This window comes from Endozoicomonas sp. 8E (assembly GCF_032883915.1).
Classification (GTDB): domain Bacteria; phylum Pseudomonadota; class Gammaproteobacteria; order Pseudomonadales; family Endozoicomonadaceae; genus Endozoicomonas_A.
In genome coordinates this window covers 4,743,636-4,765,642 of sequence record NZ_CP120717.1, presented here as the reverse complement: position 1 = coordinate 4,765,642, position 22,007 = coordinate 4,743,636, and the positions used below count along the sequence as shown (strand labels likewise).

Here is a 22,007-nt window from a genome sequence, read left to right as displayed (position 1 = left end):
CCAGAATATGCGAAACCAACTGGCCAGGTACTTACTGAAAGACAGAAACTTTTAAGTCCATGTTTTGAACTTTTATTTCAAATCCAACTCTAAATTTCTCCATCAATTTTGAACCTCCTTGTTAATCGACTTGTTAATCGACGGCAATACAAGTCCGGGGAAAATCAGGTATGCACAGTGCAAATAATAACTCCGGCGTCGTTGGAACTTCCTTGCCTACAACCCAGCTTACACGAGCGGGCGGAGAACCATCGGGTTACAGAGCGGGCAGGTCTATCGCCGTCGCTGAAAAAGAAATAAAGAGAACAGCCTCATTGCATGATTTGCCCGAGGAATTAATCATCAAAATTATTCGCTTGTTGGAACTTCGGGATATTGTCCGCTTACAACAGGTATCGACTCACATGCACGGGGTTATCAATAACAATCACGCTCTGGCAAAGGCGTGGTATCAGCGGTTTTCTTTACCGCACCAATATCAATTAAAGACAAGCCTTCCTGCAGAAGATAAAAAACAACTCCGTCTCGGGCTGAGGCCGTTTACGGAGGATGAAGCGTTAGTCGCATCACTCATAAAATACCGAAAGAAAGCTTATTTTCCTGCTTTGTTTTATTTCGCTAAAACTGGACTGATGTCTCAATGTAAAATATTTAACTTAGAGAAAAAAACTACCATTACCCATCGTGACTGTGTCAGATCAGCAGACTTCAGCGCCGATGGCCGCCATGTGGTGACAGCCAGTGACGACAAAAAGGCGAAAATCTACGGCCAGAATGACAAAGGAACATGGGTAGAAAAAGCAATCATTTCCCATGATCTTGACGTCAGCTCAGCCACCTTCAGTGCCGATAGTCGCCATGTGGTGACCGTCAGCCTGGATGACACGTCGAAAATCTATGGTCAGGGAGTCGATGGGTCATGGGTACACAAACTCACTATTTCCCATAATGATTACATCAACTCAGCTTTCTTCAGCCCTGATGGTCGTCATGCGGTAACCGCCAGTGGCGACCACACGGCGAAAATTATTAGCCAGAAGGATGATGGATCATGGGAAGAAAAGCTCACCCTTTCCCATAATGATTGGGTCAACTCTGCCTCCTTCAGCTCCGACAGCCGTCATGTGATGACCAGCAGTTACGATAACACGGTGAAAATCCTCTGCCAGCAGGACGATGGATCATGGCAAGAAAAAGCGATCATTTCCCATGATGATGCGATTGATTCGGCCACCTTTAGCGCCGATGGTATTTATGTGGTGACCATCAGTAATGATAACAAGGCGAAGATCCACCATCTGGAAGAGAACGGATCATGGTTAGAAAAAGTGACCATTTCCCATAATAAATGTCTGCACTCAGCTACTTTCAGCGTCGATGGCCACCATTTAGTGACGGCCAGTTTTGATAAAACGGCAAAAATCTACGGTGAGAAGGCTGATGGATCATGGGAACAAGAAGCCACCATTTCCCATGCTCACTGGTTCGTCTCAGCCAGCTTCTGTGCTGACGGCCAACATGTGGTGACCTTCGGTGGAGATAACAAGGTTAAAATTCATAGCCAGCAGGTCAATGGATTATGGAAAGAAAATGTCACCTTTACCCATGATGACGATGTCAACTCAGCCATCTTCAGCCCTGATGGCCACCACTTAGTGACTGCCGACAGCGATGGCATGGTGATAATCTACGGCCTGAAGGAGGGATCATGGGAAAAAAAACGTACCTTTTACCATAATGATTCTGTCCACTCTGCCACCTTTGGCCCTGATGGTCGCCATGTGGTAACCGCCAGTGACGATTGCACGGCGAGAATCATTGGCCAGCAAACTGATGGATCATGGGTCGTAAAAGCCATCATTTCCCATAAATGTCCGATCATATCAGCCACTTTCAGCGCCGATGGCGACCATGTATTGACTATCAGTAGTGATAATGAAGTGCGAATTAATAAACTACGGATGAATAAATGATTGTTTGCTGTGACAAATAAAAGGGCGCCATTCTTCATGTGCTGAAAGACAGAAAATCAGGACAGGATTTTGTGAACTTTTATTTCAAAACTAACTCTAATTTGCTTCATCAATTTTGGATGTCCTTATTATTCGCTGAAAGACAGAAACTTTTAAGTCCATGTTTTGAACTTTTATTTCAAATCCAACTCTAAACTTCTCCATCAATTCTGAACCTCTTTGTTTATCGACGGCAATACTGGTCCAGGGAAAATAAGGTATGCATAGCGCAGATAATAACTCCGGCATTGTTGGGTCTTCCTTGCCCCCAACCCAGCTTACACGATCGGGCCGAGAACCATCGGGTTACAGTGCGGGCAGGTCTATCGCGGTTGTTGAAAAAGAAATAAAGAAAACAGCCTCATTGCACGATTTGCCCGAAGAATTAACCATCAAAATTATTCGCTTGTTGGAACTTAGGGATATCGTCCGCTTGCAACAGGTATCGACTCACTTACACAGGGTAATTAAAGACAATCATGCTCTTGCAAAGGCATGGTATCAGCGGTTTTCTTCACCACACCAATATCAATTAAAGACAAGCCTTCCTGCAGAAGATAAAAAACAACTCCGTCTTTGGCTGAGGCCGTTTACGGAGGATGAAGCGTTAGTCGAATCACTCATAAAATACCGAAAGAAAGTCTATTTTCCTGCTGTGTTTCATTTCACCAGAGCTGGGCTTATGTCTCAATGTAAAACATTTAATTTAGAGAAAAAAGCTACCATTACCCACGATGACTTTGTCAGTTCAGCAAGCTTCAGCGCCGATGGCCTTCATGTGTTGACCGCCAGTAACGACAAAAAGGCGAAAATCTATGGCCAAAAGGACAATGAATCATGGATAAAAAAAGCCACCCTACCTCACGCCTTTCTAGTCACCTCAGCCAAATTCAGTGCCGATAGCCGCCATGTGGTGACCGTCAGTTTTGACACTTCGAACATCTATGGTCAGGGAGTTGGTGGGTCATGGGTACATAAACTCACCATTTCCCATAATGGTTTGATCTGCTCTGCCTCCTTCAGCCCTGATGGTCACCATGTGGTAACTGGCAGTAGCGACCACACGGCGAAAATCATTAGCCAGAAAGATGATGGATCATGGGAAGAAAGGCTCACCCTTTCCCATAATCACTGGGTCAACTCTGTCTTCAGCTCCGATAGCCGTCATGTGATGACCATCAGTTTCGATCACACTGCGAAAATCTTCGCACAGAGAGACGATGGATCCTGGGAAGAAAAAATCATCATTTATCATAATGGCTTGATCCAGTCAGCTACCTTTAGCGCGGATGGTAACCATGTGGTGACCGTCAGTGTTGATCACAAGGCGAAAATCCACCATTTGGAAGAGAATGGATCATGGTTAGAAAAAGTGACCATTTCCCATGAGCAGCGTGTGAGCTCGGCTAACTTCAGCGCCGATGGGCAACATCTGGTGACGACCAGTTTAGATAAAACGGCGAAAATCTATGGTGAAAAGACGGATGGCTCATGGGAGCGAGAAGCCACTATTTCCCACGATGAATGGGTCTTAACAGGCCACTTAACTGCCAATGGCAGCCATGTGCTGACCGTCAGTGAAGATGACATGATCAAAATCCGTAGCCGACAGGTTGATGGATTATGGAAAGAAAATGTCACCTTTTCCCATGATGACGCTATCAACTCAGCCACTTTCAGCCCTGATGGTCAGCATGTGGTGACCGCCAGTAATGATCGCACGGTGAGAATTTATGGCCTGAAGGTCGATGGATCATGGGAAGAAAAACGTACCTTTTACCACAATGATTCTGTCAACTCTGCCACCTTCAGCTCCGATGGTCGCCATGTGCTAACTGCCAGCGATGACCGCACGGCAAGAATCATTGGCCAGCACACTGATGGATCATGGGTTGTAAAAGCCATCCTTTCCCATAAACGTTCGATCAAATCAGCCACTTTCAGCGCCGACGGTTACCATGTATTAACTATCAGTAGCGATAATAAAGTGCGAATTATTAAACTACGGATGAGTGAATGATTGATGATTGTGATAAATAAAAGGGGCGCCATTCTGCATGTAAGTACCTAACCAGTTGGTTTCGCATATTCTGGACGGCGGCTTTTTCCATCCTTCTGCGTTCCAACTCTGGTTGCGTAGCTATGGCTACGCGCCCGTCGTTGCGCCTTGAAGGATGAAAAAATCCTCTCGCCAGAATATGCGAAACCAACTGGCCAGGTACTTACTGAAAGACAGAAACTTTTAAGTCCATGTTTTGAACTTTTATTTCAAATCCAACTCTAAATTTCTCCATCAATTTTGAACCTCCTTGTTAATCGGCGGCAATACCAGTCCGGGGAAAATCAGGTATGCACAGTGCAAATAATAACTCCGGCGTCGTTGGAACTTCCTTGCCTCCAAGCCGGCTTACACGATCGGGCGCAGAACCCTCTGGTGACAGAGTGGGCAGGTCTATCGCCGTCGCTGAAAAAGAAATAAAGAGAACAGCCTCATTGCATGATTTGCCCGAGGAATTAATCATCAAAATTATTCGCTTGTTGGAACTTCGGGATATTGTCCGCTTACAACAGGTATCGACTCACTTACACAGGGTTGTTAAAGATAATCACGCTCTGGAAAAGGCATGGTTTCAGCGGTTTTCTTCACCACACCAATATCAATTAAAGACAAGCCTTCCTGCAGAAGATAAAAAACAACTCCGTCTTTGGCTGAGGCCGTTTGCGAAGGATAAAGCGTTAGTCGCATCACTCATAAAATGCCGAAAGAAAGTTTATTTTCCTGCTTTGTTTTATTTCGCCAAAACTAGACTGATGTCTCAATGTAAAATATTTAACTTAGAGAAAAAAACGACCATTGCCCATCGTACCTTTGTCAGATCAGCCGACTTCAGCGCCGATAGCCGTCATGTGGTGACGACCGCCTATAACGACAAAAAGGTGAAAGTCTACGGCCAGAATGACAAAGGAGCATGGGTAGAAAAAGCAACCATTTCCCACGATCATGACGTCAGCTCAGCCAGCTTCAGTGCCGATAGCCGCCATCTGGTAACCGTCAGTTCCGATAAAACCTTGAAAATCTATGGTCAGGGAGTCGATGGATCATGGGTACATAAACTGACCATTTCCCATAATAATTTCATCAACTCAGCCTCTTTCAGCCCAGATGGTCTGCATTTGATAACCGCCAGTAACGACCACACGGCAAAATTAATTAGCCAGAAGGATGATGGATCATGGGAAGAAAAACTTACCCTTTCCCATAATGATTGGGTCAACTCTGCCACCTTCAGCTCCGATAGCCGCCATGTGATGACCGGCAGTTCCGATAAAACAGCGAAAATCCTCGCGCAGAGAGACGATGGATCATGGGAAGAAAAAATTATCATTTCTCATGATGATTTGATCCGGTCGGCTACGTTTAGCGCCGATTGCATTTATGCGGTGACTGTCGATGATGGTTACAAGGTGAAAATCCACCACCTGGAAGAGAACGGATCATGGTTAGAAAAAGTGACCATTTCCCATGATGACTCTGTGTGTTTAGCTACCTTCAGCGTCGATGACCACCATCTAGTGACGTCCAGTTTCGATGACACGGCGAAAATCTATGGTGAGAAGGCTGATGGCTCATGGGAAGAAGAAGCCACCATTTCCCATGATCAATGGCTCGTATTAGCTAACATAACTGCCAATGGCCGCCATGTGTTGGTCGTCAGTGAATATTACAATGTCAAAATCCATAGCCGACAGGTCAATGGATCATGGGAAGAAAGTGTCACCATTTTTCATGGTGGCGATGTCAACTCAGCCATTTTCAGCCCTGATGACCGCCATGTGGTGACCGCCAGTGAGGATGGCTTGTTGAGAATCTATGGCCTGAAGGTCGATGGATCATGGGAAGAAAAACGTACCTTTTACCATAAGCATTCCGTCAACTCAGCCACCTTTAGCCCCGATGGCCGCCATGTGGTAACCGCCAATAATGACTGCACGGCGAGAATCATCGGCCAGCAAACTGATGGATCATGGGTCGTAAAAGCTATCATTTCCCAAAAAAAAACGATTAAATCAGCCACTTTCAGCACTGATGGTAACCACATATTGACTGTCAGTAGCGATAATAAAGTGCGAATTCATAAACTACGGATGAATAAATGATTGTTTGCTGTCACAAATAAAAGGGCCGCCATGTTGCATGTGCTGAAAGATAGAAACTCAGGACACCCTTTTATGAACTTTTATTTAAAAACCGACTCTAATTTGTTTCATCAATTTTGAACCTCATTATCAATTGTCGGTAACATCAGCCCAAGGAAAATCAGTGATGGATGCTGCAAATAATAAATCCTGCATGGTCGGTTATTCCTCGCTCCCAACCAAGTTCGCACGATTGGCCGGAAACCCATCGGGTTACAGTGCGGGCAGGTCTATCGCGGTCGCTGAAAAAGAAATAAAGAAAACAGCCTCATTGAACGATTTGCCCGAGGAATTAGCCATTAAAATTATTCGTTTTTTGGAACTTCGGGATATTGTCCGCTTGCAACAGGTATCTACTTACTTACACAGGGTAATTAAAGACAATCATGCTTTGGCAAAGGCATGGTATCAGCGGTTTTCTTTACCGCACCAATATCAATTAGAGACAAACCTTCCTTCGGAAGATAAAAAACTACTTCGTCGTTGGCTGAGGCCGTTTATGAAGGATGAAGCATCAGTTGAAACACTCATAAAATGCCGAAAGAAAGTTTATTTTCCTGCTTTGTTTCATTTCACCAGAACTGGACTGATGTCTCGGTGCAAGACATTCAATTTAGAGAAAAAAGCAACCATTACCCATGATGGCCGGATCAGATCAGCAAACTTCAGTGCCGATGGCCTTCATGTGGTGAGCGGCAGTGACGACACAAAGGCGAAAATCTATGGCCAGAATGACAAAGGAACCTGGGTAGAAAAAGCAACCATTTCCCACAATCTTGCAGTCAACTCAGCCGCATTCAGTGCCGATAGCCGCCATGTGTTCACCGTCGGTTTCGATGAAACGTCGAAAATCTATGGTCAGGTCGATGGGGCATGGGTACATAAACTGACCATTTCCCATAATGATTACATCAATTCAGCTTCTTTCAGCCCAGATGGTTTGCATTTGATAACCGCCAGTGACGACTACACCGTGAAATTAATTAGCCAGAAGGATGATGGATCATGGGAAGAAAAACTCACCCTTTTCCATAATAATTGGGTCAGATCTGTCACCTTCAGCTCCGATAGCCGTCAAGCGATGACCGCCAGCATCGATCACACCGCCAAAATCCTCCACCTGCGGGACGATGGATCATGGGAAGAAAAAGTCACCATCTCCCATAATCATTGGATCCGATCAGTCGCTTTTAGCACTGATGGTAGCTATGCGGTGACTGTCGGTGATGATTGCAAGGCGAAAATCCACCACCGGGAAGAGAATGGATCATGGTTAGAAAAAGTGACCATTTCCCATGGTGAATCTGTGCGGTCAGCTACCTTCAGCCTCGATGGCCACCATTTGGTGACGGCCAGTTTCGATAAAACAGCGAAAATCTATGGTGAGAAGACGGATGGCTCATGGAAACGAGAAGCCACTATTTCCCATGATCACCGGGTCGTATCAGCCAAATTATCTGCCAATGGCTGCCATGTGTTGACTGTCGGAGCAGATAAAAAGGTTAAAATCCATAGTCGGCAGGTCAATGGATTATGGAAAGAAAATATCACCATTTCCCATGGTGGCCTTGTCAAATCAGCCACCTTCAGTCCTGATAGCCGCCATCTGGTGACCGCCAGTAATGATTGCACGGTGAGAATCTATGGCCTGAAGGTCGATGGATCATGGGAAGAAAAACGTACCTTTTTCCATAATGATTATGTCAAATCTGCTACCTTCAGCCCTGATGGTCGCCATGTGGTAACCGCCAGTGATGACGGCACGGCGAGAATCATTGGCCATCACACTGATGGATCATGGGTCGTAAAAGCCATCCTTTCCCATAAACGTTCGATCCAATCAGCCACTTTCAGCGCCGATGGTAACCATGTATTAACGATCAGTTGGGATAATAAAGTGCGAATTATTAAACTACGGATGAATGATTGTTTACTGTGACAAATAAAAAGGGGCGTCATTCTGCATGCGCTGAACGACAGAAGCCACTTCAATGGCACTTAAGACAATGTTATGAACTTTTATTTCATAATTTTCTTCATCAATTTTGAACGTCCCTGTTAATCGCTGGTAATACTAACCCAGGAAAAATCAGTTATGGTTCCTGCTGATAATAGCTCCAGCAGAGTTGGTTATTCCTCGCCCCCATCCAGGCTCCCACGATTGGGCCGAGAACCGTCTGGTTACAGTGCGGGCAGGTCTATCGCTGTCGCTGAAAAAGAAATAAAGAAAACAGCCTCATTGCACGATTTGCCCGAGGAATTAACCATCAAAATTATTCGTTTGTTGGAACTGCGGGATATTGTCCGCTTACAACAGGTATCCACTCACTTACACAGGGTTGTAAAAGATAATCATGCTCTGGCAAAGGCGTGGTATCAACGGTTTTCTTTACCACACCAATATCAATTAAAGACAAGCCTTCCTTCAGAAGATAAAAAACAACTTCGTCGTTGGCTGAGGACGTTTACGAAGGATGAAGCGTTAGTCGAATCACTCATAAAATACCGAAAGAAAGTTTATTTTCCTGCTTTGTTCTATTTCAACAGAACCGGACTGATGTCTCAGTGTAAGACATTTAATTTAGAGAAAAAAACAACGATTACCCATGATGGCTCTGTCAGATCAGCCAACTACAGTGCCGATGGCCTTCATGTGGTGACCGCCAGTAACGACAGAAAGGCGAAAATCTATAGCCAGAATGACAAGGGAACATGGGTAGAAAAAGCAACCATTTCCCACAATCAAGACGTCAACTCTGCCACCTTCAGTGCCGATGGCCGCCATGTGGTGACCGTCAGTTTTGATGAAACGTCGAAAATCTATGGTCAGGGAGTCGATGGGTCATGGGTACATAAACTCACCATTTCCCATAATAATTTCATCAAGTCAGCCTCTTTCAGCCCGGATGGTCTGCATTTGATAACCGCCAGTAACGACCACACGGCGAAAATTATTAGCCAGAAGGATGATGGATCATGGGAAGAAAAGCTTACCCTTTCCCATAATGATTGGGTCAACTCTGCCACCTTCAGCTCCGATAGTCGGCATGTGTTGACCGTCAGTGCCGATCACACTGCGAAAATCCTCCGCCTGCGGGACGATGGATCATGGGAAGAAAAAGTCACCATCTCCCATAACCATTGGATCAGATCAGCCACCTTTAGCGCTGATGGTAGCTATGCATTGACCGTCGGTGATGATCGCAAGGCGAAAATCCACCACCTGGAACAGAATGGATCATGGTTAGAAAAAGTGACCGTTTCCCATGGTGATTTTGTGAGGTCAGCTACCTTCAGCGTCGATGGCCATCATGTGGTGACGGCCAGTCTTGATAACACAGCGAAAATCTACGGTGAGAAGACTGATGGCTCATGGGAACGAGAAGCCACTATTTCCCATGATCACTGGGTCAATTCAGCCGCCTTCAGTCCCGATGTCTGCCATGTGATGACCGTCGGTGAAGATGACAAGGTCAAAATCCATAGCCAACAGGTCAATGGATCATGGGTAGAAAATGTCACCATTTCCCATGATGGCACTATCAACTCAGCCACCTTCAGCCCTGATGGCCAACATGTGGTGACCGCCAGTAAGGATGGCACGGTGAGAATCTACGGCCTGAAGGACGGATCATGGGATGAAAAACGTATCAATACCCATAATGATTCGGTCAACTCAGCCACTTTTAGCCATGATGGTCGCCATGTGGTAACCGCCAGTGATGACGGCACGGCGAGAATCATTGGCCAGCACACCGATGGATCATGGGTCGTAAAAGCCATTATTTCCCACAAACGTTCGATCCGATCAGCCACTTTCAGCGCCGATGGTAACCATGTATTGACTATCAGCAGGGATAATAAAGTGCGAATTATTAAACTACGGATGAGTGAACGATTGTTTACTGTGACAAACAAAAGGGGCATTATTCTGCATGTGCTGAAAGACAGAAACTTCGTTAATTGTAATTAACACCATGTTATGAACTTTTATTTCAAAATCGACTCTAATTTTCTTCATCAATTTTGAACGTCCTTGTTAATCGCTGGTAATACTAACCCAGGAAAAATCAGTTATGGATCCTGCTGATAATAGCTCCGGCAGAGTCGGTTATTCCTCGCCCCCAGCCAGGCTCCCAGGATCGGGCCGAGAACCGTCTGGTTACATTGCGGGCAGGTCTATCGCTGTCGTTGAAAAAGAAATAAAGAAAACAGCCTCATTGCACGATTTGCCCGAGGAATTAACCATCAAAATTATTCGTTTGTTGGGACTGCGGGATATTGTCCGCTTACAACAGGTATCTACTCACTTACACAGGGTTGTAAAAGATAATCATGCTCTGGCAAAGGCGTGGTATCAACGGTTTTCTTTACCGCACCAATATCAATTAAAGACAAGCCTTCCTTCAGAAGATAAAAAACAACTTCGTCGTTGGCTGAGGACGTTTACGAAGGATGAAGCGTTAGTCGAATCACTCATAAAATACCGAAAGAAAGTTTATTTTCCTGCTTTGTTTCATTTCACCAGAACCGGACTGATGTCTCGATGTAAGACATTTAATTTAGAGAAAAAAGCAACCATTACCCATGATGGCCGGGTCCGATCAGCAAACTTCAGCGCTGATGGCCTTCATGTAGTGACCGCCAGTGACGACAAAAAGGTGAAAATCTATAGCCAGAAGGACAATGAATCATGGATAAAAAAAACCACCATACCCCACGCTTTTGACGTCATCTCAGCCACATTCAGTTCCGATAGCCGCCATTTGGTAACCGCGAGTTTGGATGACACGTCGAAAATCTATGGTCAGGGCGTTGATGGGTCATGGGTACATAAACTCACCATTTCCCATAATTTTCTTATCGGCTCAGTCTCCTTTAGCCCTGATGGTCGCCATTTGGTAACTGGCAGTGGCGATTGCACGGCGAAAATCATTAGCCAGAAGGATGATGGATCATGGGAAGAAAAGCTCACCCTTTCCCACAATGATTGGGTTAACTCTGTCATCTTTAGCTCCGATAGCCGTCATGTGATGACCAGCAGTTACGATAACACGGCGAAAATCCTCTGCCAGCAGGACGACGGATCATGGGAAGAAAAAGCTATCATTTCTCATGATGATTCGATTGATTCGGCCACCTTTAGCTCCGATGGTATTTATGTGGTGACCGTCGGTGATGATCACAAGGCGAAAATCCTCCATCGGGAAGAGAATGGATCATGGTTAGAAAAAGTGACCATTTCCCATGATGACTTTGTGAACGCAGCTAACTTCAGCGTCGATGGCCACCGTTTGGTGACGGCCAGTTTCGATAAGACGGCGAAAATCTATGGTGCGAAGACTGATGGAACATGGGAACAAGAAGCCACCATTACCAATGATCACTGGGTCTTAACAGCCAATTTCACTGCCAATGGCCGTCATGTGGTGACCGTCAGTGAAGATAACAAGGTCAAAATCCATAGCCGACAGTTCAATGGATTATGGAAAGAAGATGTCACCATTTCCCACGATGACTCTGTCAACTCAGCCACCTTCAGCCCTGATGACCGCCATCTGTTGACCGCCAGTTACGATGGTACGGTGAGAATCTTCGGCCTTAAGATTGATGGATCATGGGAAGAAAAACGTACTTTTTTCCATAATGATTCTGTCAACTCTGCCACCTTCAGCCCTGATGGTCGTCATGTGGTAACTGTCGGTGATGACTGTACGGCGAGAATCATTGGCCAGCACACTGATGGATCATGGGTCGTAAAAGGCATCCTTTCCCATAAACGTTCGATCGAATCAGCCACTTTCAGCGCCGATGGTAACCATACATTGACTATCAGTAGCGATAATAAAGTGCGAATTATTAAACTGCGGATGAGCGAGTGATGGTTTACTGTTACAAATAAAAGGGGCACGATTCTGCATGCGCCGAAAGACAGAAAGTTCGTTAATTGTACTTAAGACTATTTTATGAACTTTTATTTCAAAACCGACTCTAATTTACTTCATCAATTTTGAACGTCCTTATTACTGGTCATACTAACCCGGGAAAAATCGGTTTCGGATACTGCTGATAATAGCTCCGGCAGGGTCGGTTATTCCTCGCCCCAAGCCATGCTCGCAAGATCGGGCCAGAGAACCGTCTGATTACAGTGCGGGCAGGTCTATCGTTGTTGCTGAAAAAGAAATAAAGGAAACAGCCTCATTGCACGATTTGCCTGAGGAATTAACCATTAAAATTATTCGCTTGTTGGAACTTGGGGATATTGCCCGATTACAGCAGGTATCGACTCACCTACACAGGGTTGTAAAAGACAATCATGCCAGGCAAAGGCATGGTTTCAGCGGTTTTCTTCACCACACCAATATCAATTAAAGACGAGTCTTCCCACAGAGGATAAAGAACAACTCTGTAATTGGCTGCGAACATTTACGAATTCTTTTTTTTATTCACTTTGACCCAACTCCTCAATCTCTTCTTTTATTTCTTGAAGCTTCTCTATTAGTCCTAATTCAGTAAATGAGTTTATAATCTCACTACTCTCATTAAGTATTTTCAATACCATGAGCAAGACCTTCTTTAAGTCTTCATTCAAACTTTTGTTTCTTTGCAAAACCTCAAAAGCTCTATCAAGTGAACCACCTGACCGAGACACTGGAGAAAATTCAGAAAAAGTCGCCATCAGATCTAACGGATCACTACCTATGCCGATTTCTGCCAAGTTCCATAATTGCCCTAAATATATATCTTTAGGATCTGTCGGGTTAGATCGACTTTCACTTGAAAGCACTGCTCTCATCATTCTAGTTGCCTCAATCATACCTGAAAGCCCAGATGATTCACTAGCACTCACAAGCATTCTATGACTAGCTTCATTTTTTTTAAATGATATTGCTAAAGCTTTGTCGTTTAGTGAGATGAGGCGAGTAGCAGTCGAAAGTACTGTTGCGCTTGAATAACAAGAAAGTAAACATATTAATAACACTAAAGTCGTATTTGTGAGTCTCATACTAGAGTGATCTAAAATTTACATTACGATGGAAAGTAGCATTGGATATCTGGAAAAGCAAAGCGCCTGAATCAAATTCGCCGTTTGTGTCGTTACCTCGATTTTTAGTACCTATTGGGCCTTATCCCCAGCCTATCGAAGCGAAGAAAAAGTAAGGAGAGAAATCAAAAATAGAAAAAGTCTGGTCATAGAAAAATTTTATAAGTTAGAAACTAATATATAATTGATCTTGCTTAAGATTCACCGGAACGGCTCAAACTTTCACTTTGGGAATGGCGTCAAACTCGATAAAACGTGGAAAAACGACTGCAAAGGTTTAAAAGACACACGATGCCATCTCACCAAAGTTATTCAGTAAAATGATGACGTGTAAGACCAAAAAAATGAATCAAGCAGTCAAAAATAAACGACTACGATAATTTGGCTCACAAAACCATGATTGAACTCTACCAATCGTATGAGTTTTCACAGCCTTGAGTCGGCCAACTGCTTGAATCCAGCGACGCTCTGCGCGTGAATGCATACCTCCACTGAAAACCGGACTCTACAGCATGAGATAAGTTACGGGTTCCCACGCCTGGAGAAGGTGTCGCAAAAGTGCTGCGCTTCGCTGATACTGCGTTAAAAAGTGACTCAAACTGCTCATTCACTCGCTGTAAACTGTGCTTTTTCGCCACTTTTTGCCTTGTCTCAGCTTTGCTCGCTACTGTTGCGACACCCTCTGGAGAATGGGAACCAGAGTTTTGCGACAGCCCTGATTCCGGTGGAGGAGGATGTCAATTAGCACTTAACCCCAATTAGTGAACTTTTATTTCACAACCTACTCTGATTAATTGCATCAGTTTTGAAAGCTCTTTTTTAATTGAGGGAGAATTCTAACACAGGAGAAATCAGGTTTGGATTCTATCAATAGTCAACCCGGCATAGCCGGTTCAATCTTGCCGTCAGCTGGTCGCGCGCGATCGGAGGGGGAATCATCTGGTGTCAGTGCAGGTAGGTTCATTGCTGTACCCGAAATAGAAATACAGAAAACTGCTTCATTGCACGATTTGCCCGAGGAATTAACTATTAAAATTATTCGCTTGTTGGAACTTCGGGATATTGCCCGATTACAACAGGTATCGACTCACTTACACAGGGTAATTAAAAACAATCATGCTCTGGCAAAGGCATGGTATCAGCGGTTTTCTTCACCATATCAATATCAATTAAAGACAAGCCTTCCTGCAGAAGATAAAAAACAACTTCGTCGTTGGCTGAGGCCGTTTACGGAGGATGAAGCGTTAGTCGAATCACTCATAAAATACCGAAAGAAAGTTTATTTTCCTGCTTTGTTTCATTTCGCAAAAACTGGACTAATGTCTCAATTTAAAACATTTGATTTAGAGAAAAAAGCTACCATTGCCCACTACGACCGTGTCAGATCGGCCAACTTCAGCGCGGATAGCCGTCATGTGGTGACCGCCAGTAACGACAAAAAGGCGATAATCTATGGCCAGAAGAACAATAAGCGATTATGGGTAAAACAAGCCACTATTTCCCACGATCGTGACGTCACCTTAGCCACATTCAGTGCCGATGGCCGCCACGTGTTGACGATCAGTAAGGATCACACGGCGAAAATCTATGGGCAGGGAGTCGGTGGGTCATGGGTACATAAACTCACCATTTCCCATAATGGTTTCATCATCTCAGCCTCTTTCAGCCCAGATGGTCTGCATTTGATAACGGGCAGTGACGACCACACGGCGAAAATTATTAGCCAGAAGGATGGTGGGTCATGGGAAGAAAAACTCATCATTTCCCATAATCACTGGGTCGACTCTGTCACATTCAGCTCTGATAGCCGTCGTGTGATGACCGGCAGTTTCGATAACACGGCGAAAATTTATGGTGAGAGGACTGATGGATCATGGGAAGAAGAAGCCATCATTATCCATGATCACTGGATCCAATTAGTCGCTTTTAGCGCTGATGGTAGCTATGCGCTGACCGCCGGTGATGATCACAAGGTGAAAATCCACCACCTGGAAGAAAATGGGTCATGGTTAGAAAAAGTGACCATTTCCCATGATGATTACGTGGAGTCAGCTACCTTCAGCGTCGATGGCCATCATTTGGTGACGGCCAGTTTGGATAACACGGCGAAAATCTATGGTCAGAAGACTGATGGCTCATGGGAACAAGAAGCCATTATTTCCCATGATAGCCGGGTTATATCAGCCAACTTAACTGCCAATGGCCGCCATTTGGTGACCGCTGGTGGAGATTACAAGGTCAAAATCCATAGCCGGCAGGTCAATGGATCATGGGTAGAAAAGCTCACCCTGTCCCATAATGATTGGGTCAACTCAGCCACCTTCAGCCCTGATGACCGCCATGTGGTGACCGCCAGTTACGATGGCACGGTGAGAATCTGTGACCTCAAGATCAATGGATCATGGGAAGAGAAACGCACCTTTTTCTATAATGGTTGGGTCAACTCTGCCACCTTTAGCCCCGATGGTTGCCATGTGGTAACCGGCAGTGATGACGGCACGGCGAGAATCATTGGCCAGCACACTGATGGATCATGGGTCGTAAAAGCCATCCTTTCCCATAAACGTTCGATCCAATCAGCCACTTTCAGCGCCGATGGTAACCATATATTGACCATCAGCAGCGATAATAAAGTGCGAATTATTAAACTAAGGATGAACAAGTGATTGTTTGCTGTGGCAAATAAACGGGGCGCCATTCTGTATGTGCTCAAAGACAGATTAAAACACCATTTTATGAACTTTTATTTCAAAACCGACTCTAACTTTCTACATCAATTTTGGACGTCCTGCTAATCGAGGGGGGCTAAGTAACTGGTTAGGTACTTAATTAAGGAGAAGTCGGATATGGATTCCAGGACTGACAACTTAGGCATGGTCGGGTCATCATCGCCCCCAATCAAGCTCGTACGATCCGGCTGGAAGCCATCTGGTTTTGGTTCTGGCAGGTCTGTAGCTGCAGCTGACAAAGAATTAAAGAAAACAGCTTCATTGCTGGATTTGCCCGAGGAATTAACTATCAAAATTATTCGCTTGCTGGAGTTTCGGGATATCGCAGTTTTACGGAAGGTTAGCAATTACTTTAACCGGGTTATTATAAATGATCTTGCTTTGGAGAAAGCATGGTATCAACGGTTTTCTTCAACGGACCAATATCAATTAAAGACAGCCCTGCCTGTGGAGGATAAAAATCAACTCCGTCAATGGCTGCGGCAATTTACAAAGAATAAAGCGTTAGTCAAATCGCTCATAAAAAAACGAAAGAAAACTTATTTTCCTGCTCTGTTCTATTTCACCAAAGCTCGGCTGATGTCCCAATACAAAAAGTATTATGTAGATACAGAGGCTGTCATTACTCATAGTGACCGGGTGAAATCTTTCGTCTTCAGCACCGATGGCCGCCATCTGGTGACCGCCAGTAGTGATGACAAGGTGAAAATCATCGGTCAGAAGTCTGATGGAACATGGGCTTGTAAACTCACCCTTTCTCATGATGACTATTTCACCTCAGCCTTCAGTACCAATGGCCGTCATTTGGTGATCGTCAGTAAGAGTGAAACGGTGAAAATCTTTGGGCAGGGAGATGATGAGTCATGGAAAGAAAAATTTGTCATTTCCGATTATGATTGGGTTAACTCTGTCACCTTTAGCGGCGATAGTCGTCATTTAGTGATGGTTATTAACGGCTTCATGGCAAAAATCTATGGTCAGGAAGTCGATGGCGCATGGGTAGAAAAAATCACTATTTCCCATGACCTCAAGATCAGTTCAGTCACCTTCAGCGCCGATGGTCGCCGAATGGTGACGGCCAGTCTTGATAAAACCGCGAAAATCTACCTGCAGAAGACCGATGGTTCATGGGAAGAAGAAACTACCATTCGCCATAGTGACTGTGTCATGTCTGCCATTTTTAGTGCTGATAACCGCCATGTATTGACCGTCAGTGATGACTACAAGGCGAAGATCTTCGGTCAGAATATCAATGGTTTATGGGTAGAAAAAGTCACCATTTCCCATAACCGATTGATCAAATCAGTCACCTTCAGCGGCGATGGTTGCCGAGTGGTGACAGCCAGTGACGATAACAGCGCGAAAATCTACGGTCAGAAGACCGATGGCGCATGGGAACAAGAAGCCAACATTTCCCATTATCACGAGGTCAAATCAGCCAGCTTTAGCCCCAATAGTCGCTATGTGGTGACCACCAGTCTTAACACGGTGAGAATCTTTGGTCGGAAGGACGATGGACTATGGGAGGAAAAGCTCACGATTCCCCATTATGACCGAGACATCTCAGCCATCTTCAGCCCCGATAGTCGCCATCTGTTGTCCAGCAGTAAAGATGGTACCAGGAAAATCTCTGGCAGGAAGGCTGATGGATCATGGGTCGAAAAAAGCATTATTTCCCATTCGTTCCAATCAGCCATCTTCAGTGCCGATGGCCGCTACCTGCTGAGCACTCATATAAATGGAACGGCAAAAATCCATGGTCAGGAGATTGATGGATCATGGGGCGAAAAAGTCATTATTTCCCATGATGAATCGATCCGCTCAGTCGGCTTTAGCGCTGGTAGCCAATACGTCGTTACGAGCACGACAAATAACAAAGTGCAATTTAATAAATTATCGATGAAGCTGGATTCAAAAATTAATTGATTGTTTGCTGTGATAAATAAAAACAGACGCCATTCTGCATGTGCTCAAAGACAGAAACTCAGGACACCATTTTATGAACTTTTATTTCAAAACCGACTCTAATTTGCTTCATCAATTTTGAAACTCCTTATCAATCGTCGGTAAGTACCTGGTTAGGTACTTAATACTAACCCAGGGAAAATCAGTGATGGATGCTGCAAATAATAAATCCAGCATGGTCGGTTATTCCTCGCCCACAACCCAGTTCGCGCGATTGGCACCAGAACCATCGGGTTACAGTGCGGGCAGGTCTGTCGCTGTAGCTGAAAAAGAAATAAAGAAAACACCCTCATTGCACGATTTGCCCGAGGAATTAACCCTCAAAATTATTCGCTTGTTGGAACTCAGGGATATTGCCCGTTTGCAACAGGTATCTACCCACTTACACAGGGTTATTAAAGACAACCATGCTCTGGCAAAGTCGTGGTATCAGCGGTTTTCTTTACCACACCAATATCAATTAAAGACAAGCCTTCCTACAGATGATAAAAAACAACTCCTGCTTTGGCTGAGTCCGTTTACGAAGGATGAAGCGTTAGTCAAATCACTCATAAAATACCGAAAGAAGGTTTATTTTCCTGCTTTGTTCTATTTCACCAGAGCTGGACTGATGTCTCGATGTAAAACATTTGATTTAGAGAATAAAGCAACCATTGCCAATCGTGACCGTGTCAGATCAGCCAACTTCAGTGCCGATAGCCGTCATCTGGTGACCGCCAGTAACGACAGAAAGGCGAAAATCTATGGTCAGAATGAAAATAAGCGATTATGGGTAAAAGAAGCCGTCATTTCCCACGATGGTCACGTCACCTCAGCCACATTCAGTGCCGATGGCCACCATGTGGTGACCGTCAGTGTGGATAACACGTCGAAAATCTATGGTCAGGAAGTCGGTGGGGCATGGGTGCATAAACTCACTATTGCCCATAGTGGTTTTATCGGCTTAGCCTCCTTCAGTCCTGATGATCGCCATTTGGTAACTTGCAGCGACGACTTCACGGCAAAAATTATTAGCCAGAAGGATGATGGATCATGGGAAGAAAAGCTCATCCTTTCCCATAGTAATTGGGTCACATCTGTCACATTCAGCCCCGATAGCCGTCATTTGATCACTGCCAGTTTCGATAACACGGCGAAAATCTATGGTGTGAAGACTGATGGTTCATGGGAAGAAGAAGCCTTCATTACCCATGATCACTGGGTCTTATCAGTCAACTTCTCTGCCAATGGCCGCCATGCGGTGACCGTCGGTGGTGATCACAAGGCGAAAATCCACCATCTGGAAGAGAACGGATCATGGTTAGAAAAAGTGACCATCTTCCATGATTACCGTTTGAAATCAGCTACTTTCAGCCTTGATGGCCACCGTGTGGTGACGGCAAGTGTTGATAACACGGCGAAAATCTATGGTGAGAAGACTGATGGATCATGGGGACATGAAGCCACTATTACCCATGGTCACTGGGTCGAATCAGCCAGGCTAACAGCCAATGGCCACCATGTGGTGACCGTCGCTAGAAATGACAAGGTCAAAATTCATAGTCGGCAGGTCAATGGATTATGGAAAGAAAATGTCACCATTTCCCATGATGGCACTGTCAACTCTGCCGCCTTCAGCCCTGATGATCGTCATTTGCTGACCGCCAGTAACGATGGCACATTGATAATCTTCGGCCTTGAGCTCAATGGATTGTGGAAAGAAAAGCGCACCCTTTCCCATGATGGTCCGATCAACTCTGCCACCTTTAGCCCTGATGGTCGCCATGTGGTAACCGCCAGTGATGACTGCACGGCGAGAATTATTGGCCAGCACACTGATGGATCATGGGTCGTAAAAGCCATCCTTTCCCATAAATATTCGATCAATTCAGCCACTTTCAGCGCCGATGGTAACCATGTATTGACCATCAGCAGCGATAATGAAGTGCGAATTAATAAACTGCGGACGAGTGAATGATGGTTGACTGTGGCAAATAAAAGGGACGCCATTGAGTTTGTGAGAAAGACAGAAACTTCGTTGTAAGACCCTGTTTTGAACTTTTATTTCGCAACCAACTCTAATTTACTCCAGCAATTTAAAAAGTCCTTGTTAATCGAGGGAGGTCCTCATTAAGGAGAAGCCAGATATGGATATCAAGACTGACAACTCAGGCATGATCGGTTCGCTATTGCCCTCAACCAAGCTGACACGGTTCGCAAGAGAACCATCTGGTTTTGGTGCTGGCAGGTCCATCGTTGCAGCTGACAAAGAATTAAAGGAAACAGCTTCATTGCTCGATTTGCCCGAGGAGTTAACCATCAAAATTATTCGCTTGTTGGCGTTTCGGGATATTGTACGTTTACGGAAGGTCAGTACTTACTTTAACAGGGTTATTAAAAATGATCATGCTTTGGAGAAAGCATGGTACCAGCGGTTTACTGCTCAAGACCAAGATCAATTAAAGACAATCCTTTCTGTAGAGGATAAAAAACAACTTTGTCTTTGGCTACCGCTGCAGCCCCTCTACAAGTAATAAAGCATTAGTCAACTCACTTATAAAGAAACGAAAGATTTCTTATTTCCCTGCTCTGTTTTATTTCACCAAAGCTCGACTGATGTCTGAATGCAAAACATTTAAAGCAGTTACAAAAGCGATTATTGACCATGATTACTCGGTCACGTCAACCCGCATCAGCCCTGATGGTTCCCACATTGTGACAGCCAGCTGCGATAATACGGCGAAAATTTATAGTCAGAAGACCAATGGCTCATGGGTAGAAAAAGCCATTATTTCCCATGATAGCTTTGTCTACTTTGCCATCTTCAGCCCCGATAGCTGCCATGTAGTGACCGCCGGACGCGATAGTCAGGTAAAAATCCATGATCTCAAGGCTGATGGGTCATGTGTACATAAACTCACTATTTTCCATAATGCTACGATCAGCACAGTTGACATCAGTCCCGATAGTCGTCACCTGGTGGTCGGCAGTTGGGATCATACTGCGAAAATTTGCAGTCAGAATGACGATGGATCCTGGGAAGAAAAACTGACCATTTTGCATGATCATAGGCTCTTCCTGGTCACCTTCAGTGCCGATGGCCGCCATCTAGTGACCGTCAGTATGGATAAAAAGGTGAAAATCTATGGTCAGAAGACCGATGGATCATGGGAGGAAGAAGCTACCATTTCTCATAAAGATTGTATCTACCTGGCCAGCTTTAGCAACGATAGCCGTCTTGTGGTGACCGCAGGGAGTGGCAAGGAAGTAAAAATCCATAGCCAGAAGGCTGATGGTCAATGGGAAAAAGAAGTCATCATTTTGCATGACGAATGGGTCTACTCAGCCAACTTCAGCGGCGATTCTCGCCGCGTGGTGACCGCCAGCGGAGATGGCACAGCAAAAATTTTTCGTCGGAAGGACAATGGCTCGTGGGAAAAAGAAGCCACCATTTTCCACGATTGTTGCGTCAAGTCGGCCATCTTTAGCCCTGATGACTGCCATGTGGTGACCGCCAGTGACGATAAGACCGCGAAAATCTTTAGTCTGAAGGACGATGAATCATGGGAAAAAAAGCTCACCATTTGCCATGATGGCGCTGTTACCTCAGCCATCTTCAGCCCCGATAGCAGTCATGTGGTGACCGCCAGTAAAGATGGCAAGGCGAAAATCTGTGGTCAGAAGGCTGACGGATCATGGGTCGAAAAAACCACCATTTCCCACGAATCGGTGGTCAAATCAGCCAGCTTCAGCGCCGATGGCTGCCAAGTGCTGACTACCAGTGAGGATGGAACGGCAAAAGTCTATGGTCTCAGGAAGAATGGATCATGGGTCGAAAAAGTCACCATCTATAGCAAAAGTCCGCTCAAATCAGCCACTTTCAGCGTCGATGGACATCACCTTGTGACCAATTCGTACGATAGCAAGGTGCGAATTATTAAACTACAGAAGAATAAATGATTGTGTGTTTGCTGTGACAAATAAAAGGGACACCATTCTGCATGCGCTGAACGACAGAGGCTTCTTTAATGGCACTTAAGGCAATGTCATGAACTTTTATTACAAAACCGAGTCTGATTT

The 22,007-nt window shown here is 44.9% G+C and carries 13 protein-coding genes; 12 read left to right on the top strand and 1 reads right to left on the bottom strand.

Annotation, left to right across the window (positions count from 1 at the left end):
- Window positions 1-170: 170 nt before the first annotated feature.
- The 7 genes from P6910_RS15960 to P6910_RS15930 all read left to right on the top strand — a co-directional run bounded on the left by P6910_RS15960 (window position 171) and on the right by P6910_RS15930 (window position 12,581).
- The gene (locus tag P6910_RS15960; RefSeq protein WP_317142274.1) at window positions 171-1,973 is read left to right on the top strand and encodes an F-box/WD repeat-containing protein; all 1,803 of its coding nucleotides are present in this window, start codon (window positions 171-173) and stop codon (window positions 1,971-1,973) included.
- A 259-nt stretch (window positions 1,974-2,232) separates the two neighbouring features.
- Complete coding sequence (locus P6910_RS15955) at window positions 2,233-4,032, top strand: F-box/WD40 repeat-containing protein (protein ID WP_317142273.1); 1,800 nt, start codon at window positions 2,233-2,235, stop codon at window positions 4,030-4,032.
- Window positions 4,033-4,361: 329 nt separating this feature from the next.
- Entirely contained in the window at window positions 4,362-6,170 is a 1,809-nt protein-coding gene (locus P6910_RS15950) for an F-box/WD repeat-containing protein (RefSeq protein WP_317142272.1), read from the top strand.
- 166 nt (window positions 6,171-6,336) lie between these two features.
- Complete coding sequence (locus P6910_RS15945; RefSeq protein WP_317142271.1) at window positions 6,337-8,148, top strand: F-box/WD40 repeat-containing protein; 1,812 nt, start codon at window positions 6,337-6,339, stop codon at window positions 8,146-8,148.
- A gap of 156 nt (window positions 8,149-8,304) precedes the next feature.
- Window positions 8,305-10,182, top strand: coding sequence for an F-box/WD40 repeat-containing protein (locus P6910_RS15940; RefSeq protein WP_317142270.1), 1,878 nt, complete (start codon window positions 8,305-8,307; stop codon window positions 10,180-10,182).
- Between the two features lie 103 nt (window positions 10,183-10,285).
- Window positions 10,286-12,091 (top strand): F-box/WD repeat-containing protein, encoded by a 1,806-nt coding sequence (locus P6910_RS15935; RefSeq protein ID WP_317142269.1) that lies wholly within the window; start codon window positions 10,286-10,288, stop codon window positions 12,089-12,091.
- Between the two features lie 319 nt (window positions 12,092-12,410).
- Window positions 12,411-12,581, top strand: coding sequence for an F-box protein (locus tag P6910_RS15930; protein ID WP_317142268.1), 171 nt, complete (start codon window positions 12,411-12,413; stop codon window positions 12,579-12,581).
- A gap of 70 nt (window positions 12,582-12,651) precedes the next feature.
- Here the strand turns inward: P6910_RS15930 and P6910_RS15925 are convergent, their stop codons facing one another.
- On the bottom strand, window positions 12,652-13,215 hold the full coding sequence (locus tag P6910_RS15925) for a hypothetical protein (RefSeq protein WP_317142267.1): 564 nt from the start codon (window positions 13,213-13,215) through the stop codon (window positions 12,652-12,654).
- A gap of 896 nt (window positions 13,216-14,111) precedes the next feature.
- Between P6910_RS15925 and P6910_RS15920 the strand changes: the two genes are divergently transcribed.
- The 5 genes from P6910_RS15920 to P6910_RS15900 all read left to right on the top strand — a co-directional run bounded on the left by P6910_RS15920 (window position 14,112) and on the right by P6910_RS15900 (window position 21,887).
- Entirely contained in the window at window positions 14,112-15,920 is a 1,809-nt protein-coding gene (locus P6910_RS15920) for an F-box/WD repeat-containing protein (RefSeq protein ID WP_317142266.1), read from the top strand.
- A 180-nt stretch (window positions 15,921-16,100) separates the two neighbouring features.
- A complete protein-coding gene (locus tag P6910_RS15915; RefSeq protein WP_317142265.1) occupies window positions 16,101-17,909 on the top strand; it encodes an F-box/WD40 repeat-containing protein in 1,809 nt (602 codons plus the stop codon).
- Between the two features lie 187 nt (window positions 17,910-18,096).
- The gene (locus tag P6910_RS15910) at window positions 18,097-19,905 is read left to right on the top strand and encodes an F-box/WD repeat-containing protein (protein WP_317142264.1); all 1,809 of its coding nucleotides are present in this window, start codon (window positions 18,097-18,099) and stop codon (window positions 19,903-19,905) included.
- Between the two features lie 169 nt (window positions 19,906-20,074).
- Window positions 20,075-20,461 (top strand): F-box protein, encoded by a 387-nt coding sequence (locus P6910_RS15905; protein WP_317142263.1) that lies wholly within the window; start codon window positions 20,075-20,077, stop codon window positions 20,459-20,461.
- 82 nt (window positions 20,462-20,543) lie between these two features.
- Window positions 20,544-21,887, top strand: a complete 1,344-nt coding sequence (locus P6910_RS15900) for a WD40 repeat domain-containing protein (RefSeq protein WP_317142262.1) — start codon at window positions 20,544-20,546, stop codon at window positions 21,885-21,887.
- The last annotated feature ends 120 nt before the right edge of the window (window positions 21,888-22,007 follow it).

Bases quoted from the DNA above. Each gene is read 5' to 3' on its own strand.
- P6910_RS15960 (WP_317142274.1), top strand. From the start codon at position 171: ATGCACAGTGCAAATAATAACTCCGGCGTCGTTGGAACTTCCTTGCCT.
- P6910_RS15955 (WP_317142273.1), top strand. From the start codon at position 2,233: ATGCATAGCGCAGATAATAACTCCGGCATTGTTGGGTCTTCCTTGCCC.
- P6910_RS15950 (WP_317142272.1), top strand. From the start codon at position 4,362: ATGCACAGTGCAAATAATAACTCCGGCGTCGTTGGAACTTCCTTGCCT.
- P6910_RS15945 (WP_317142271.1), top strand. From the start codon at position 6,337: ATGGATGCTGCAAATAATAAATCCTGCATGGTCGGTTATTCCTCGCTC.
- P6910_RS15940 (WP_317142270.1), top strand. From the start codon at position 8,305: ATGGTTCCTGCTGATAATAGCTCCAGCAGAGTTGGTTATTCCTCGCCC.
- P6910_RS15935 (WP_317142269.1), top strand. From the start codon at position 10,286: ATGGATCCTGCTGATAATAGCTCCGGCAGAGTCGGTTATTCCTCGCCC.
- P6910_RS15925 (WP_317142267.1), bottom strand. From the start codon at position 13,215: ATGAGACTCACAAATACGACTTTAGTGTTATTAATATGTTTACTTTCT.
- P6910_RS15915 (WP_317142265.1), top strand. From the start codon at position 16,101: ATGGATTCCAGGACTGACAACTTAGGCATGGTCGGGTCATCATCGCCC.
- P6910_RS15910 (WP_317142264.1), top strand. From the start codon at position 18,097: ATGGATGCTGCAAATAATAAATCCAGCATGGTCGGTTATTCCTCGCCC.
- P6910_RS15905 (WP_317142263.1), top strand. From the start codon at position 20,075: ATGGATATCAAGACTGACAACTCAGGCATGATCGGTTCGCTATTGCCC.
- P6910_RS15900 (WP_317142262.1), top strand. From the start codon at position 20,544: ATGTCTGAATGCAAAACATTTAAAGCAGTTACAAAAGCGATTATTGAC.